Below are 16465 nucleotides of genomic sequence, written 5' to 3' on the forward strand. Positions count from 1 at the left end.
AATGGACAGGCTGAGCCGGATGATTTTATGTCTGTATAGGGGTCGAGGACAGATTTTTTTGTGAGGACAACTTCTAAAATTGGGAAAAGTAACCATAATTCAGTGTAAGATGTTATACTAATAAGTAAGTACATAGATGGCTGGCATAGGGCGGTCAGCTATTCTCCCAGAGGGGAGGTGAGAGGCCATGGAGGTACATCAAGCTTTGACGCTGATGATTTCATTTGCGACTCTGGTTGTGATGGTACTTTCTTTTGATAAAAAGAAGTAGACCGCCCTCTGCAAAGGTATGCGGTCTACTTCCGATCGTAACCGTGTATTAGCCAACCGCCCTTGATAAGCGGCTGTGTACTGGGGTCGTGGATGCTGCAACATCCGCGATCCTTTGTTAGTTTACCACAGAGAATTTTGGCATGCAATCAAAGTTATTGCAGTTTTGGAGTGATTAGGAATTTTTTTGTGAAGTGCCATAAAAAAGAAGAACGCCCGCCTATTGAGGGCGTTCTTCTCGTGTCGCCTCTATGCTCCTGCACAGCTTGCCACCTCTGCAAGGCGGGATTTCAGCTCCTGCTCCATGGCGGCAAGCTCTGCTGCCGCTTCTTCGCGGTGCTGGCTGCCTTCCTGATAAATACGCATCGTATCCTCAAGCGCGCCGATAAGCTGATCGTGTACGCTGCGCAGCGTCTCTATGCCAATGAGTCCCTTGTCTCCGGCCGCCGCGACCTCAGCATTAAGCAGGCGGGCGCGTTCTGCACTTTCCTTCAGACTGCTCTCGATCGCATCCTTGATGCGGCCATGAAGGGCCAGGGCACGCGATGCACGCTCCTCTGCTACCCCCGTAATAAGATCCATCTTCCAGACGGGAATGAGCTGGTGAAGCACTGCCTGGATTTTATCAATCATCATCTGGGCACTATGCTGGAGCAGCCTGATTTTTGGCGCTTGCGCCAGTGACAGGTAGCGGGTCCGACGGAAGTCATCCAGACGCGTCTCAAGGCGCTTGGCGAAGTTTGCCGTATCATTCAGCTGTTGGACGGCCCAAGGATCCTCAGCTTTATCGGCTTTCACCTTAAGGTCCGGCAGCTCTTCCTGGGTGATTTCCTGCAGACGCAGCTGGATAGCTGCAATATGCAGTTCAAGCTTTTTGTAGTAGCTGACGTTCTTCATAAGCACCTGCTCCAGCATGGCGATATCCTCTTCAAGGGTGTCATGCGCAAGCTCCAGCTTGGCCCGGACGGCCTCAACTTGAGCTTCAAGTGTGTTGGCTTTGAGAGCGGAGCGCTTGACGCGGTTAATCAGCCTGCTCACAGCCGGAATCGAGACGAGAAGCCTGCGCTGGCGTTCACGCTCCGTTCCGCTCGTGGGTATTTGCTGGATCTTCGATATCAGGTCTGTCATCAGTTCACCGATGTCGCCGGCATCCCTTGCACGAACATGGTCCAGAACGGTACTCGTGAACTCTGCAATCTCCTCCTGGATGTCTGAGCCGAACCGGGAAACAGAAGAAGGGTCATCGGTTGCGAGAGCTGCTGCCAGCCGCCGGGCTTCCTGGTTGTCGCCTGCTTTAACAGTGTCGGGCAGCCAAGCCTGCTGAAGGGCTGTTGTATCTTCCATCCATGTCTGAGTTTGCTGCATAAGTCGATTCCTCCTGTCAGATGTTTAATCTGGCGAATGTAGTTCGGTCTCCGTCCGAATGGAGAGTGTGCTCGATCGTAGACAGCTCCAAGTCGAGCCGGATCAGATCCTGATGAAGCATCCGGTTCAAACGCTTGACGAAGCGTTTGTTCATCGCTTCGAGCATGTACTCAATACGTTTGACCATATATTCCATCTCTTGATTGTAGTAATGGCTATGTATGAGCCGGCTGTAATGGCTGCATAGTCTGAGGGCGGTTGGAAGATCAAAGGAGTAGAAGCGCTTTGCAACCGGCAGTAGCCCGGGGTAATCACGCGTCTCTGATATGATCGAATCGGCTATCCGGCACAGACGGTGTAGTCTATCGACTGCAGCCGGCTCGGCTAAGCCGTCCGCCATTTGGCGGATGGCGGCAACTTGATTCTCCGCTTCCGCTGCTGCCTGCACCGCCTGTTTATACAAGGGATGATCTTCGCGCCTGTTCTGATCTTCTGAAGCTTCAGGCCGCGGGGAGGACGCCGTTCCGGCGAATTCTTTATCCATCTTACGGCTATGCCCCCTGCTGCCCGACAGGCTTGTCCAGAGCAAGAATATCAAGTAGCCGGCAAGGAGCAGGAAGACTGCCGGCGTTCCAAGTGCTGCCATCCATCCGCCTCCTTGGAATCCAGATTCAACCTGGAAGAGCTCAGGTGTTATATAGTTTGACATTAACCTGCTAACTTGCCATTGAATCACACTGATGTAAGCTCCCGGAATAGAAAAAAGAACGGCCTGCACAGACAATAGCGCGGCCGTTCTGGTCATTAGTCACGTAATGTTCTAGATACTGTAGCTCTCGCTTGTAGCGGCTGCGTCTCTGCGGACCAGGCCCTTCAGCAGCTCATCATTCTCAGTCATGAACGAGGATGTACGGGCATACACTAGCTCATCAGCTCCAAGTACGGTAATATCGCCGCTGGATTCGCCAACGACAGCTCCATCCTCGATGACGCTTCCTTCTCCGATGATAGCCCGGTATATGGTAACATTCCGCCCTATCTTAACATTCGGCATAATAATGCTGTCCTTGATCTCGCTGCCGCGGCCAACCTGGACACCGCTGAAGACGAAGGAGCGCTCCACATCCCCTTCGACTGCGGAATGCGGGTGAATGACCGACTCGCGAATATCGGCGAGCGGATGCAGATAGGAAAGGGCACGGACAGCTGTTTCGTTGGTTTGCATCGGCCACTTGGACTCTTCCAGGCTGATTTCACCATCCAGAATATCCATGTGAGCTTCCCATAAGCTGTCCACGGTACCAACATCACGCCAGTACCCCTGGAATGCATATGCATACACACTAGCCTGTTGCTCCAGTATAGCCGGAATAACGTCTTTTCCAAAATCGTGGGACGATGCATCGTTCGCCGCATCCTTTTGCAGCTGTTCCTTAAGGAAAGACCACCGGAACAGATAAATCCCCATGGAAGCGAGATTGCTCTCCGGCTTCTCGGGCTTTTCCACGAAGGATGTAACCTTAAGATTGTCGTCGGTGTTCATAATGCCGAACCGGTGCGCGTCCTTCCATGGCACCTGTTTAACAGCAATCGTCGCATCTGCGCCCGATTGGATGTGAGCCTCCAGCATTTGGTTATAATCCATCTGATAAATATGGTCTCCTGACAAAATGAGTACATGCTCAGGCTCATACTGATCTACCTGTGCGGTATTTTTATAAATGGCATCAGCCGTTCCTTCAAAAGTTACCCCTGCTTCACTGCCCTGCATGAGGAATATATCCGCAGGCTGCTCATTGCAGCTCCAGCAGCTTCCGTCAGCAATATGGTTGTGCAGGGACTCGGCTTTGTACTGAGTGAGTACACCAATGGTGGAGATTCCGGAATTCATGCAGTTGCTCAGCGGAAAATCAATGATCCGGTAGCGTCCGCCGAACGGGACTGCGGGTTTAGCCAGTTTTTGAGTCAATGGTGCAAGTCGTTTCCCTTCTCCACCCGCCAATAACATTGCGATACATTTCTGTCTATTCATCTCTCGTCCCTCCACATTTTCCATTTGGTACTCTGTAAATAAACGTATAGCGGGTTTATGAAACCTATGGCAGGTGTTAGTCGGCCCTTTCGCAAAATTTTTTGGTGTAGCAAGATTTTATGCGGATTACACGGCTAAATATGCTTCAAGTACAGGTTTAGCGGGTAAAGATTTCAAAAAAAGTATAAAGGGTGTGTGTGGGATTGCAGAACGGCGGACTGACCTCGGAAGAAGTCTACTTGTTTCATGAAGGAACCTACCACCAGAGCTACCGGAAGATGGGGGCCCACCCTGTAACCGAGAAGGGTGAAGCAGGCGTTCGGTTTACCGTCTGGGCGCCTAATGCGCAGCAGGTCGGTTTGGCTTCGGACTATAACGGCTGGGATGGAAGCAGCAGCCCGCTGGAGAGAGTGCCCGATTCTGGATTGTGGACCTTGTTTGTCCCTGGTCTGGAGGAAGGGGCTTTGTATAAATATGAGATTCTTACAGCTGCAGGAGAGAAGCTTCTAAAGTCTGATCCTTATGCGTTTCATTGTGAGGTGAAGCCGGATACGGCTTCGATTGTAACTTCGCTGGATGGCTTTAAGTGGACGGACCGGGATTGGATCAAGAAGAGAAAGCCGGCCTATGAGCGGCCGCTGCTGATCTATGAGGTTAACCTCTCCAGCTGGAAGAAGCATGAGGACGGCAGCTATTATACATACACGGAGTTGGCGGATGAGCTGGTAGACTATGTTGCGGATTTAGGCTACACCCACATTGAGCTCCTGCCGCTGACCGAGCATCCGTATGATAAATCGTGGGGGTACCAGGCGACCGGATATTTTGCTGCAACCAGCAGATTTGGCAAGCCGCATGAGCTGATGCATCTCATCAATACCTGTCACAACAGGGGGATTGGCGTCATTATGGACTGGGTGCCGGGACATTTTGTCCGTGATGCGCACGGTTTGAGGCTGTTCGACGGTTCGCCGCTGTATGAGCATGCTGACCCGATAGTAGCTGACCGGCCTGGCTGGGGAACGCTTGGCTTCGATTATGGCAAGCCCGAGGTGCAGACCTTCCTGATCTCAAACGCGCTGTTCTGGATGGACATGTATCATATCGACGGCCTGCGGGTGGATGCTGTGACAAGCATGATCCGGCTTGATTTTGAGAAGCCGCCTGGCAGCTGGAAGCCGAATATTCATGGCGGTGTAGAGAATGAGGAAGGAATCGCGCTGCTCCGCAAGCTTAATGAAACGGTGTTCCGTCTTTACCCCAATGCCCTGATGATGGCGGAGGAGTCCAGCGCTTGGCCGCTTGTGACTGCACCTGTCGAGGATGGCGGGCTGGGCTTTAATTATAAATGGAATATGGGCTGGATGAACGATACGCTGAAATACGCGGAGACGGATCCGATCGACAGGCAGCATGTCCATAATCTGCTGACCTTCCCGGTATGCTATGCGTTCTCGGAGAACTTCGTATTGCCTCTCTCCCATGATGAGGTGGTGCATGGCAAGAAGTCGCTCTTGAACAAGATGCCGGGCGATTACAAGATGAAGTTTGCGGGCCTCCGCGCCTTCCTGGGCTACTGGATGAGCTTCCCGGGCAAGAAGCTGCTGTTCATGGGCTCGGAGTTCGGCCAGTTTGACGAGTGGAAGGACGAGACCCAGCTGGACTGGTTCCTGCTGGATGAATATGATACGCATTCGAGCATGCTGCAATATACCAAACAGCTTAACCGGCTCTATCTGCAGGAGAAGGCGCTCTGGCAGCTGGATCACAAGCTGGAAGGCTATGAATGGATTGACCATCATGATCATCAGCAGAATGTCATTGTCTATATGCGCTGCGGCAGGGCCAAGGGCGAGCGGATCATCATCGTCTGCAATTTCTCTCCGGTAAAACGGGAGCAGTACCGGATCGGCCTTCCGGGGCCAGGTACCTATATGGAGATTCTGAACAGCGATGATGTGACATATGGAGGAGAAGGGAGTGTAACAGACGGCTTCCACAAGGCCGAGAAGACCGAATGGCATGGAAGGCCGTACAGTGCCGAGCTTACACTGCCGCCAATGAGCGTGATCTGGCTGAAGAAGGCAGGACGCCAGGAGACGGCTGCAGACAGGAAGAAGACAGTTGCAACGGGCGAAAACGGTACAACGAGGAGAAAATCGAAGGGACTGAATAACGGATGAATGTATTATTTGCGGCTGCTGAAGGCAGTCCGTTCGTCAAAACAGGCGGGCTTGCCGATGTGATCGGCGCGCTCCCCAAGGCGCTTCGCAAGGAGGGTGTGGACGTACGAATCGTACTGCCTAAATATCAGGCGGTATCCAAGACCTACCGGGAGAAGATGAAGCTTGTCGCCGAATTTCAGGTGCCAGTGGGCTGGCGCATGGTCTACTGCGGCTTATGGGAGCTGACACACGAAGGCATAACCGTGTACTTCATTGACAATGAGCATTATTTCAAGCGGGAGGGTGTGTACGGCTACGGTGACGACGGGGAACGCTTCTCGTATTACTGCAGGGCCGTGCTGGAGATGCTTCGGCATGTTGAATTTATCCCGGATGTCATTCATACGCATGATTGGCACACCGGCATGGTCGGAGCGCTGCTCGATAAGCATTACCGGCATGATGAGCGTTATGCGGCAATCCGGAATGTTTTTACGATTCATAACCTGCAGTTTCAAGGTGTGTTCCCGTATGAGGTGCTGAGTGATCTGCTCGGCCTGGATCAGGAGTATTTCTCTCATGGCAAGGTGGAGTTTCATGGCAATGTCAACTTTCTGAAGGCAGGCCTTGTATTCGCTGACCGTGTCACTACCGTTAGCGGCACGTATGCGGAGGAGATCCGCACACCCGAATACGGCGAGGGGCTCGACGGGGAGCTGCGTTATCTCGGCAGCAAGCTTAGCGGCATTGTGAACGGAATTGACGAGAAGGTGTTCAACCCGGCAACCGATCCGCATATTTATATGAAATATCGGACTAATCTGGCGAAGAAGCGGGAGAATAAAACGGCTCTTCAGCGGATGGTAGGCCTGCCGGAGAGGCCGGAGGTGCCGGTCATCGGCATGGTCAGCCGGATCACCGTGCAGAAGGGCTTTGACCTTGTGGCAGACGCCATAGACGGCCTGATGGAGCATGATGATGTCCAGATTGTTATTCTCGGAGCGGGTGATTATCACTATGAGCAGCTGCTGCTCCACAAGTCGCTGCAGCATCCGGAGAAGCTGGCGGTGCAGCTGAAGTTTGATGAGCATCTGGCCCATCAGATTTACGCAGGCTCGGATATGTTCCTGATGCCGTCACGTTTTGAGCCCTGCGGGATCAGCCAGCTGCTGGCGATGCGCTACGGCTCGCTGCCGATTGTCCGGGAGACGGGCGGCCTGAAGGATACCGTCCAGTCGTATAACGAGTTTACCGGGGAAGGCAATGGCTTCACCTTCGGTCCGTACACGACGCACGACATGGTGTATACGATCCGCCGCGCGCTGCACTTCTACCATATGCCGGATAACTGGAAGGCTGTCGTGAAGAACGCCTTTGCAGGCGATTACAGCTGGAGCCAGTCTGCGCGCAAATATCTGGAGCTGTATGAGGCAATAGCTGGGGGAAGCCAGGGTGCGACCGATTCGAGGACCGGTGAATCGGGTGCTGGCGAAGAGGAGCCAGTCCCCGAGAACTATGACCCGGCCGAGACGGCCATCGCGATGAAGAGCCTGGAAACGGAGCTTCTACCGAACTAATCAGCAAGGGCACGACTCCCGGCATTGCGCCGGTGAATCGTGCCCTTCTGCGCTGACTGCGTCCATTCAGCCCGGCAGCAGCCTGGCGGCAACCTTTTCATTTTGGACGCCGTCTTTAAGGGTATGGGGGTGGTTGGCGATGATGCGAGCCGTGCTGATATGTGCTGTATGCGCGACCTTAGCTCTAATGCTGGCAGGCTGCGGCAGTAAGACCAAGTCCTTTCAGGGACAGATAGAGGAGATCACAACTGATACGCTTGTGGTGAATTGCACAGATGAGGTGAACAAAGGCAAGAAGGGCGATATCAACGCTATTGGATACGGCTGCAATGTTCGGCTGACGCCCGCGACCACTTACTTGGATGAAGCGGGGAACAAGCTTGCAGCAGAAAATCTTACCCGTGGCGCCATGGTCAACATTACACTCGCGAAGCCGGTTAATATCCGCAGCAGTTTTGAATCAGATAAACCGCTTATGCTTACAGTACAGGAGGTGATGGTGCTTAGCCGCAGCCCGGTTACCTCCGTGGATCAGATAATCGAAGCTATAGAGCAGCAAGGGCTGACCGTAACCGAAGGGACTAGCGGCTCGAAAAGTGTGTTCGAACGGGCTCTGCAGGGTGTAGAACCCGAAGCTTTTACGATACCGGACGAAGGCGAACTCTATATTTTCGCATTCTCTTCTGAACAGGAGCAGCGGGAAGGCTGGTCAGAGTTTCTTGATCAGACAGCGACTGCCAGTATGATTGCCGGCAAGAACTACAACATTGATTCGTTCCTGATCTTATTTGCCTATGATAACCTGACCACAGATGCAGACCGCAAAATTCAGCAGGCGATTGACCAGTTGTCCGAATGGTGACGTTAGCTCGATAGCGTAAACACAGCAGTCTCCCTTTTTTTTGGGGGCCGATTGTTGACTCTTCGTAACGAAGCCTCACGGAACCGCTTGTTTCATAGTGCTGGCTGCTAATGAGCTTAAGTTTTTTCTTGCAGCTATGCTATCCAGGTATCGCTCCAGATTGTCGCTAGTGGAATCTGTGATTCCGGGCATTGCCCAGCTCACCATGTTATTCTCATCACCTTGAGGGCCTGTAAAGATTCCATCCAGCGTACAGCTTACCAAGGCAATGATTTGCCGTACTCCGCAATCTTAAGCTCCGTTCGTTCCCCTTTGGCGATAGTAAATGCTTAATCAACTAAACGATTGATAAAGCACAAAAAAACAGATGCCCCTAAATTCAGGAGTCATCTGTTTGCTGGTTTAACTCATATGGTAGGACTCAAAACACCCGCCAACCGGGTCCCCGTGGGCATGAGGCCTCGGGAGTACTGCGTCACTATGCGGCTCAATACACCGCTCTACTTCTTCGCAATATTCCGGTACAGGATCCGGTAGCCGAGCGGCTCCAGCTCAATATTCATTACGCCGTCCTGTGTTTCAACTGCCTCTTCCGTCAGCGCATCCTTCCAGTCATTGGTGACCATGGGATGGCTGAGCGTTGACTGCTCCTCTGTATTGTTAATCCACACCGTGAAATGCTTCTCCTCATCCAGCCGTTCGTAGATAATACGGCAGTCGCCAGGTTCAGCCATCAGGAAGCGGAAGCGGCCGTGGCGGAGCACAGGGTTGTTCTTGCGCAGGGCAATCAGCATTTTGTAAAAATCCAGCAGTTCTGTATCCTGGCGCTCCGGATCCCACTCCATGCACTTGCGGCAGTCAGGATCGCCCCCGCCCTGCAGGCCAATCTCATCACCGTAAAAAATACATGGTGTTCCGATATACGTCAGCAGAAATACGACTGCTTGCTTAAGCCGCCTCTTGTCTCCTCCAAGCCTGGTCAGAACCCTTGGCGTATCATGGCTGCACAGCAGATTGAAGACCACTTCGTTGGTCTGCTGCGGATAACGCATCAGCAGCCTGCTGATTTCGTTGGCAAACGTGTAGCCGTCCATGCTGCAGGCTTCAAAATAAGCGAGCGCCTTATCCGAGAACGGATAGTTCATCACAGAATCGAACTGATCCCCAAGCAGCCACATTGTGGAATCGCTCCATACCTCGCCGATGATGTAAGCCTCCGGATTAATTGCCTTGACTGCCTGCCGGAACTCGCGCCAGAACATATGGTCAATCTCATTGGCAACATCCAGCCGCCAGCCGTCAAGCTCATACTCCTCCAGCCAGTGGGTAGCTACCTTTAGCAGGTACTGTTTGACCTGCGGATTGGCCGTATTAAACTTCGGCATATGGCCATAGAAGCCGAATGTGTCGTAGTTGGCCCGGTTCTCCTTCACCTCCACAGGGAAGCTGTGGATATGGAACCAATCCTTGTACTTCGAGTTTTCTCCGTTCTTCACGACATCCTGGAAGGGGCCGAACAGGACACCGGAATGGTTGAAGACAGCGTCCAGCACGACCCGGATGCCCCGCTCATGACAGGCTTTAACGAGCTTTTTGAGATCTTCCTTCGTCCCGAACTGCGGGTCAATTTCCATATAGTCGATTGTATCGTACTTGTGATTGGACGGCGATTTGAAGATAGGCGTGAAGTAGATGGCATTGATGCCAAGCTCCGTCAGATAATCCAGATGATCAAGCACACCCTTCAAATCCCCGCCAAAAAATCCTTCCGTCTGCGGCTGGCCGCCCCATTCGGCTGTTCCCTCGGGATCATTGGACGGGTCGCCGTTAGCGAACCGGTCCGGCATGATCTGATAGAAGACAGCATCCTTTGCCCACTGGGGCGCCTGAAATATATCGATCTCGTGAATATACGGGAATTCATAATAGCCGCCCGGTGGCATTGGCTGCTCATGGTAAATTCCAGATTCCACCATCCACACGATTTCGTCGCCGGCATGCAGGCGGAAGCCGTAGGAGAAGCGTTTATGCTCAGGCCGAATACCGATTTCCCAATAGTCAAAGAAGTGATCGGATGCGATCTTCTCCATCTCCAGCTCTTTGTAATGAGCATCCCAGTCATATTTGTCACCCGCCAGCGCATATACCGTCTCGACATCATCTCTCTTGGTACGCAGGCGGAGATGAATTGTTCTTGAATCATAGGCATAAGCCCATGTACTTCTCGGGCTGTGATGTAGACATTCGAGCAGCATCGGCTCCAGCTCCTTCCGTGTATCTGTTTTCTGATTTATTACACCATTGCTTGCTAAATCAATCTCTTAATAGAAGTTTTTGGGCGTGTAAGGTTTTGTTTAAGGGCAGGGATGGGCGGGTAATGCCGAATAAAGCGAACGGACGGAAAGGAATGGTGCCACATGAAAAAAATGCTGACAGCCGTCGTTCTTATGCTTGCGTTGTTCAATACGACTTCATCCGTAGGTAATGGCAGTGTGACTTCTGAGAGTGGGCAGACGACCATTCCGGAAGCAGAGACTTCAGCTCCACAAGCGGATATTATTCAACATGCAGATCTTCAGTTCCCTGAATCTGGTTATTCGGAAGTGCTCACTGAAGCTATAGATCAGGTTAACGGGTTTGATATGAGCTGGAGTGAAGCGGAGACGCTGGCGAGCGCAGGCCCCCCGGACTCGATAAGGGAGGACGAGCTGCTGCCGGGTATTTATGAATATGAATACGGTCATACCACCGTCGGATTTTATGAGGGAGCAGTGGAATATATCGTAGTGAAGCCGCCGAAGGACAAGCCGCTGTTTGCCATTGGCGAGAATGTGATCCCGCTTAAGGCCGCGCATATCCGCGAAGCGCTAGGAGAGCCGGATTACGAAGCAGAAGACGGTGATGTATATATCAAGGAAGCGACTGCGCTCAAAATCTTTAAGGACCCCGGGGACGGGAGAATCACATCAGTCGAATCCTTCTGGATATACGGAGAATAGAACAGATAATGAGCAGATAAAGCATGTTTCAAGCCTATGTATCCGGGTTAATAAACAAATAAGCGTCAGTTATTAGAACCCCCATAAACCGAAGAGGACAAGGAGGAACCGAATATGAAACCAACTGTACAAGTTGTGGATACACAGATGGCTGCCATGCATGCTGTCCGGGAACTTAACCTTAGAGGGTATGGGCAGGATGATATTTATGTGCTGGCTCATGACAGTGACCGTACTGAAGCCCTCAATAAGGCAGCGGATACGAATGAGATTGACCGCTCAGAAGAAGGTGTCTTTAACGCTATGGCCAATCTGTTCCGTTCGCGTGGCGATGAGCTTCGTTCCAAGCTGGAGTCTGTTGGGCTGAATGAACAGGAAGCCGAACGTTATGAGCAGGAGCTCGACCGGGGCAAAGTGCTTGTGATCGCGAAGGTTCATTAAATTTCCTTAATAAACCATTAGTTTGAAATACTGACTGATATGGAGCTGGAGCGTCAAATGGACAGAATATATGAATTTGTAGCGATAAGCGAAATATAAATGGTCATGTAAGGCAAGCCCTTAGGGGCTTGTCTTCTATTTGTGTTTTGTTAAACTATTGGGTGGCTGCTAGAGTTAGAAAATATAAATGACGGGTGAGGATAAGATTCATGAAAATTAAATCGAAGCTGCTGCTCAGCTCCGGCATTCTGATTTCGCTTATCGTTATTTTGTCGGGTGTTGGTATTAATAATCTTAACCGGATCGAAGACGAAATTCGTCATGTGAAGGATCGGCGGTATGATAAACTGATCAATGCCTATGAGATGCGCGCCCAGGTGAATAAAATTGCCAAGCATCTCGTTAACATACTGACGGTACCGACTCCTGATAATTTGACGGATAACGTTCCGCGGATCGATGAATCACAGGAAACGGCAGCAGTTGCGTATAAAAAGCTGCTGGAATTCAAGGACAGCAGTGATGAAGAACTGAGGGTTATACAGCAGATTGCCCGAAAGGGCGAATTATTCATAGCTTATAAGGACCAGGTGGTCGAGCTGATCGCCGAAGGTAAAGGCGCAGAGGCTATTGCGCTGCGGGAACGGGAGGGTCTTCAATACCAGGACGATCTGACAGCAGATATTGATTATCTGACCGATTACTACCGCCGCCATGTTGATAACTCCTTTGAGGATTTGAGCGGAGTCAGTACCGATACGATCACCGTGGTCAGCGTGGCAACAGGAATCGGTCTTGTGCTTGCCTTTATTACCTTGTACTGGAATATGAGCAGCATTAATCAAGGTCTGCAAAGCCTGTCCGTTATGATCCGGGGCTTCGCGGACGGGACATCGGAGACTCGCGCAAGAGTCCGTAATCTGCGCAAGGACGAGTTCGGCGATGTCGGTAAAGCATTTAATTCGCTGGCTGACAACCTGGAGCGTAAGACAGCACTCGAGCAGCAATACAGGGAACAGATCGAAGAAGATAACTGGATTAAAGGCAATCTTGCCGAGATTATCTCCACAATTCAGAATGAAACCGAGCTTAGCAACCTTGGAGAAACTTTCATCACAACGCTGGCTCCTGTAGTGGGTGCAGGGTATGGCGCGCTCTATGTACGAGAAGGACTTGGCGAGCAGCCGAGAGTGAAGCTGCAGGGGGCATACGCCGTGCGGGAGGAAGCAGATCTGGATCAGGAGTTTGCTCTGGGTCAGGGATTAGTGGGACAGTGCGCGGCAGACGGATCTGTAATTGAGCTTGATGGCGTCCCAAGTGATTACATCCGTATCCGTTCAGGGACTGGTGAGACTGCTGTCAACCATGTTATTATGCAGCCGGTCTCTTATCAGGATCGGGTGATTGCGGTCATTGAGCTGGCTTCCATTAAGCCGTTTCAGGAGAAGCATAAGGAGCTGCTTGAAGAACTGGCGGGCAATCTCAGCAACGTACTGAACAATCTGTTCGGCCGCATGCGTGTCGAAGAGCTGCTTAAGGAATCCCAGGCGCTCAGCGAGGAGCTTCAGGTACAGTCTGAGGAGCTTATCTCGCAGCAGGAAGAGATGAGACGCTCGAACGAGCGGCTCGAGGAGCAGACGAAACAGCTGAAGAAGTCGGAAGAAATTCTGCAGAGCCAGCAGGAAGAGCTGGAGCAGACCAACGAAGAGCTGCTTAAGAAGACGCATCTGCTTGAGCTTCAGATGAAGCAGACGGAACAGAAGAATGAACAGATTGAGAAGACGAAGCTGGCACTCGAGAAGCAGACGGTGCAGCTGGCGCTCTCATCCAAGTATAAGTCTGAATTTCTCACGAATATGTCACATGAGCTGCGCACTCCGCTTAACAGCCTGCTGATTCTGTCCCAGATGCTGATGGATAACAAAGAGGGTAACCTTACGCCGAAGCAGGTGGAGTTTGCGGGAACGATATATGCATCGGGAAGTGATCTGTTGAAGCTCATTGATGAGATTCTTGATCTCTCCAAGATCAGTGCGGGCAAGATGGATGTGGTAACCGAGCATATACCATTAACGGAGCTAGAGGCGTTCATTCAGCGCAGCTTCGGGCCTCAGGGGGAGCAGAAGGGAATTAAATTCCTGACGACGATGGAAGAAGGCGTTCCCGAAGAAATCTATACAGATAGTCACCGATTGAAGCAAATTCTTAAGAACCTATTGTCCAATGCCTTTAAATTTACATCCAAAGGCTCGGTTGAGCTTACGATCCGAAAGGCGCAGCCGAATGAGTTCCCGCAGGATGAGGCGGTAGAGATGGTAGCCTTCGAGGTCAAGGATACAGGAATTGGCATACCGGAAGATAAACAGCAGCTGATTTTCGAAGCATTCCAGCAGGTTGACGGTACGACAAGCCGCATATACGGAGGTACCGGTCTGGGGCTGGCGATCAGCCGGGAGCTGGCCGGACTGCTTGGAGGGGGCATTACGCTTGAGAGTGAGGAAGGGAAGGGAAGCACCTTTACACTCTTCATACCGGAGTTCCATGTTGCCAGTGAGAACGGGCAGGATCAAGAGGACAGCATTCTAGCCGGCATAGCACCTGAGGAATTGGCGGAAACAGCTCTGCAGGCCGCTCCTTCGGCAGAGACGCAGCGACTCCGGGAGCCGTCTGTACCAAACACGAAGATTGAAGATGACATCGATAAGATTCAGCAGGGCGATAAAGTGGTACTCATTATCGAAGACGATATTACGTTTGCGAGAGTATTGCTTGATATTGCACGTGAGCGAGGTTTCAAAGGCATTGTGGCAATGCAGGGCGATAAGGGTCTGGCGTACGCCCGGAATTACAAGCCGGATGCCATTCTGCTTGATATCCAGCTTCCGGTAATGGATGGCTGGTCGATACTGAACCAGCTGAAGCATCACTCCGATACCCGGCACATCCCTGTTCATGTTATATCAGTGGTGGATGAAATTCAGCAGGGTCTGTCGATGGGAGCACTCGCTTATGTGAAGAAGCCGTCCTCGAAGGATAAGCTGGAGGAAGTGTTCTCGCAGATTGAATCATTCATAGAACGGGACATGAAGCGTTTGCTCGTGGTCGAGGATGATCAGGTGCAGCGCAACAGCATTGTCGAGCTGGTCGGCCATGACGATGTATTGATCACGGCAGTATCAACCGGACAGGAGGCTCTTGAGGAGCTGCGCGCCCAGCATTATGACTGCATGGTGCTGGACCTAGGGCTCCCGGATATTTCGGGATTTGAGCTGCTCGACCAAATCCGCAAGGATGAATCGCTGCATGAGCTGCCTATTATCATCTATACCGGCAAAGAGCTCGACAAGAAGGAAGAGCTCAAGCTGAAGAAGTTCGCGGGCACGATTATTATCAAGGATGTCAAATCACCGGAACGTCTTCTGGATGAGACGACTTTGTTCCTGCACCGGGTTGAGGCCAATCTCCCCGACGACAAACGGAATATGCTCAGGAAGCTGCACAGTATTGAAAGTATCTTCGAAGGCAAGAATATACTGATTGTAGATGATGATATCCGGAATGTATTTGCGCTTTCCAGTGTGCTTGAGAGCTACAAGATGAACATTACCTTTGCCGAGAACGGCAAGGAAGCCCTCGATACACTGGAGAAGACGCCGGATTTCGATCTGGTGCTCATGGATATTATGATGCCGGAGATGGACGGCTACGAGGCGATGCGGATCATCCGTGAAATGCCGCAGTTTGACAAGCTGCCGATTATTGCGGTCACGGCCAAAGCAATGAAGGATGACCGTGAGAAGTGTATTGAGGCAGGAGCATCCGATTATATCGCCAAGCCGGTTAATACAGAGCAGCTGCTGTCATTAATGAGGGTGTGGTTATATCAATAAACAACAATTGGATACGCAGGAGGAGCTCGAGCGCATTGAGATTGAGCTGCTGCTTGAAGGACTTTACCGGATGTACGGCTATGATTTCCGTAATTATGCCTTTTCATCGGTTAGAAGACGAATCTGGCATAGAGTCCATTCCGAACGGCTTGAGACGATAACGGCTTTGGCTGAACGTATGCTGCACGACCGCAGCTGTATGGAACGGCTGCTCGCCGATATGACGATCCACGTGACGGAAATGTTCAGGGACCCCGAAGCATTCCGTTCATTCCGTGAGCATGTTGTTCCGATGCTGAAGACTTATCCTTTTATCAGGGTTTGGCATGCGGGGTGCTCTACAGGCGAAGAAGTCTATTCAATGGCCATTCTTCTTCACGAAGAAGGGCTGCTCGAGAAAACGCGTATTTACGCCACGGACACTAATGCCGATGTGCTTGACCAGGCGAAGAAAGGTTTATTTCCACTGGAGAGAATGCAGCTGTATACCCGTAATTATATGGAGGCCGGCGGCACGCAGTCATTCTCCCATTACTATACAGCGAGATATGATTCCGTCATATTCCATTCTTTCTTGAAGTCTAATATCGTCTTTGGCCAGCATAATTTGGTAACCGACGGTTCATTTAACGAGTTTAACGTCATTTTTTGCCGTAATGTCATGATCTACTTCAATAAATCGCTCCAGGACCATGTGCATGGGCTGCTCTATGACAGCTTAAGCACATTCGGAATTCTGGCCCTGGGGACGAAAGAGTCTATTAACTTCACGAGGCATGCCGACAAATATGAGGAACTCGATACGACCAACCGGCTTTACCGCAAGATTCGTTAAGCCGTTTGGCCCCTGTCCAGGCTGCTAGT

At 51.4% G+C, this 16465-nt stretch carries 12 protein-coding genes; 8 read left to right on the forward strand and 4 right to left on the reverse strand.

What is annotated here, in order from left to right; all coding sequences use genetic code 11:
* Window positions 1–187 precede the first annotated feature (187 nt).
* The gene (locus L1N82_RS23550) at window positions 188–271 is read left to right on the forward strand and encodes a putative holin-like toxin (protein WP_220036946.1); all 84 of its coding nucleotides are present in this window, start codon (window positions 188–190) and stop codon (window positions 269–271) included.
* Between the two features lie 248 nt (window positions 272–519).
* Here L1N82_RS23550 and L1N82_RS07785 read toward each other — a convergent pair whose 3' ends face one another.
* The 3 genes from L1N82_RS07785 to L1N82_RS07795 form a co-directional block, all read right to left on the reverse strand.
* A complete protein-coding gene (locus tag L1N82_RS07785) occupies window positions 520–1635 on the reverse strand; it encodes a toxic anion resistance protein (protein ID WP_235286817.1) in 1116 nt (371 codons plus the stop codon).
* Window positions 1636–1651: 16 nt separating this feature from the next.
* Window positions 1652–2281 (reverse strand): 5-bromo-4-chloroindolyl phosphate hydrolysis family protein, encoded by a 630-nt coding sequence (locus L1N82_RS07790; protein WP_235286818.1) that lies wholly within the window; start codon window positions 2279–2281, stop codon window positions 1652–1654.
* A 174-nt stretch (window positions 2282–2455) separates the two neighbouring features.
* Window positions 2456–3667: a glucose-1-phosphate adenylyltransferase gene (locus L1N82_RS07795; protein WP_235286819.1), complete on the reverse strand. Its 1212-nt coding sequence runs from the start codon at window positions 3665–3667 to the stop codon at window positions 2456–2458.
* A 197-nt stretch (window positions 3668–3864) separates the two neighbouring features.
* Here L1N82_RS07795 and glgB point away from each other — a divergent pair, with 197 nt between their 5' ends.
* From glgB to L1N82_RS07810, 3 genes are all read left to right on the forward strand, one after another.
* On the forward strand, window positions 3865–5850 hold the full coding sequence (gene glgB, locus L1N82_RS07800) for a 1,4-alpha-glucan branching protein GlgB (protein ID WP_407946715.1): 1986 nt from the start codon (window positions 3865–3867) through the stop codon (window positions 5848–5850).
* Window positions 5847–7409 carry a glycogen synthase GlgA gene (glgA, locus tag L1N82_RS07805; protein WP_235286820.1) on the forward strand — a complete coding sequence of 521 codons (1563 nt, stop codon included), beginning with the start codon at window positions 5847–5849 and terminating at the stop codon, window positions 7407–7409. Before glgB ends, glgA begins: the two co-directional genes overlap by 4 nt.
* Before the next feature lie 139 nt (window positions 7410–7548).
* Window positions 7549–8271: a hypothetical protein gene (locus L1N82_RS07810; protein ID WP_235286821.1), complete on the forward strand. Its 723-nt coding sequence runs from the start codon at window positions 7549–7551 to the stop codon at window positions 8269–8271.
* A 500-nt stretch (window positions 8272–8771) separates the two neighbouring features.
* Here the strand turns inward: L1N82_RS07810 and L1N82_RS07815 are convergent, their stop codons facing one another.
* Entirely contained in the window at window positions 8772–10526 is a 1755-nt protein-coding gene (locus tag L1N82_RS07815; RefSeq protein WP_235286822.1) for an alpha-glycosidase, read from the reverse strand.
* Between the two features lie 162 nt (window positions 10527–10688).
* Between L1N82_RS07815 and L1N82_RS07820 the strand changes: the two genes are divergently transcribed.
* The 4 genes from L1N82_RS07820 (at window position 10689) to L1N82_RS07835 (ending at window position 16436) form a co-directional block, all read left to right on the forward strand.
* Window positions 10689–11270, forward strand: coding sequence for a hypothetical protein (locus L1N82_RS07820; RefSeq protein ID WP_235286823.1), 582 nt, complete (start codon window positions 10689–10691; stop codon window positions 11268–11270).
* A 114-nt stretch (window positions 11271–11384) separates the two neighbouring features.
* Window positions 11385–11711: a general stress protein gene (locus L1N82_RS07825; protein WP_235286824.1), complete on the forward strand. Its 327-nt coding sequence runs from the start codon at window positions 11385–11387 to the stop codon at window positions 11709–11711.
* Between the two features lie 209 nt (window positions 11712–11920).
* Window positions 11921–15601, forward strand: a complete 3681-nt coding sequence (locus L1N82_RS07830; protein ID WP_235286825.1) for a response regulator — start codon at window positions 11921–11923, stop codon at window positions 15599–15601.
* A 7-nt stretch (window positions 15602–15608) separates the two neighbouring features.
* A complete protein-coding gene (locus L1N82_RS07835) occupies window positions 15609–16436 on the forward strand; it encodes a CheR family methyltransferase (RefSeq protein ID WP_268821870.1) in 828 nt (275 codons plus the stop codon).
* The last annotated feature ends 29 nt before the right edge of the window (window positions 16437–16465 follow it).

The organism is Paenibacillus tarimensis (assembly GCF_021532315.1).
GTDB classification, from domain to species: Bacteria; Bacillota; Bacilli; order Paenibacillales; family Paenibacillaceae; genus Paenibacillus_I; species Paenibacillus_I tarimensis.

Excerpts from the sequence above, each read along its gene's own strand:
- glgA (WP_235286820.1), top strand. The coding sequence starts at position 5,847 with ATGAATGTATTATTTGCGGCTGCTGAAGGCAGTCCGTTCGTCAAAACA.
- L1N82_RS23550 (WP_220036946.1), top strand. The coding sequence starts at position 188 with ATGGAGGTACATCAAGCTTTGACGCTGATGATTTCATTTGCGACTCTG.
- L1N82_RS07825 (WP_235286824.1), top strand. The coding sequence starts at position 11,385 with ATGAAACCAACTGTACAAGTTGTGGATACACAGATGGCTGCCATGCAT.
- L1N82_RS07815 (WP_235286822.1), bottom strand. The coding sequence starts at position 10,526 with ATGCTGCTCGAATGTCTACATCACAGCCCGAGAAGTACATGGGCTTAT.
- L1N82_RS07785 (WP_235286817.1), bottom strand. The coding sequence starts at position 1,635 with ATGCAGCAAACTCAGACATGGATGGAAGATACAACAGCCCTTCAGCAG.
- L1N82_RS07820 (WP_235286823.1), top strand. The coding sequence starts at position 10,689 with ATGAAAAAAATGCTGACAGCCGTCGTTCTTATGCTTGCGTTGTTCAAT.
- L1N82_RS07830 (WP_235286825.1), top strand. The coding sequence starts at position 11,921 with ATGAAAATTAAATCGAAGCTGCTGCTCAGCTCCGGCATTCTGATTTCG.
- L1N82_RS07810 (WP_235286821.1), top strand. The coding sequence starts at position 7,549 with ATGATGCGAGCCGTGCTGATATGTGCTGTATGCGCGACCTTAGCTCTA.
- L1N82_RS07790 (WP_235286818.1), bottom strand. The coding sequence starts at position 2,281 with ATGGCAGCACTTGGAACGCCGGCAGTCTTCCTGCTCCTTGCCGGCTAC.
- L1N82_RS07795 (WP_235286819.1), bottom strand. The coding sequence starts at position 3,667 with ATGAATAGACAGAAATGTATCGCAATGTTATTGGCGGGTGGAGAAGGG.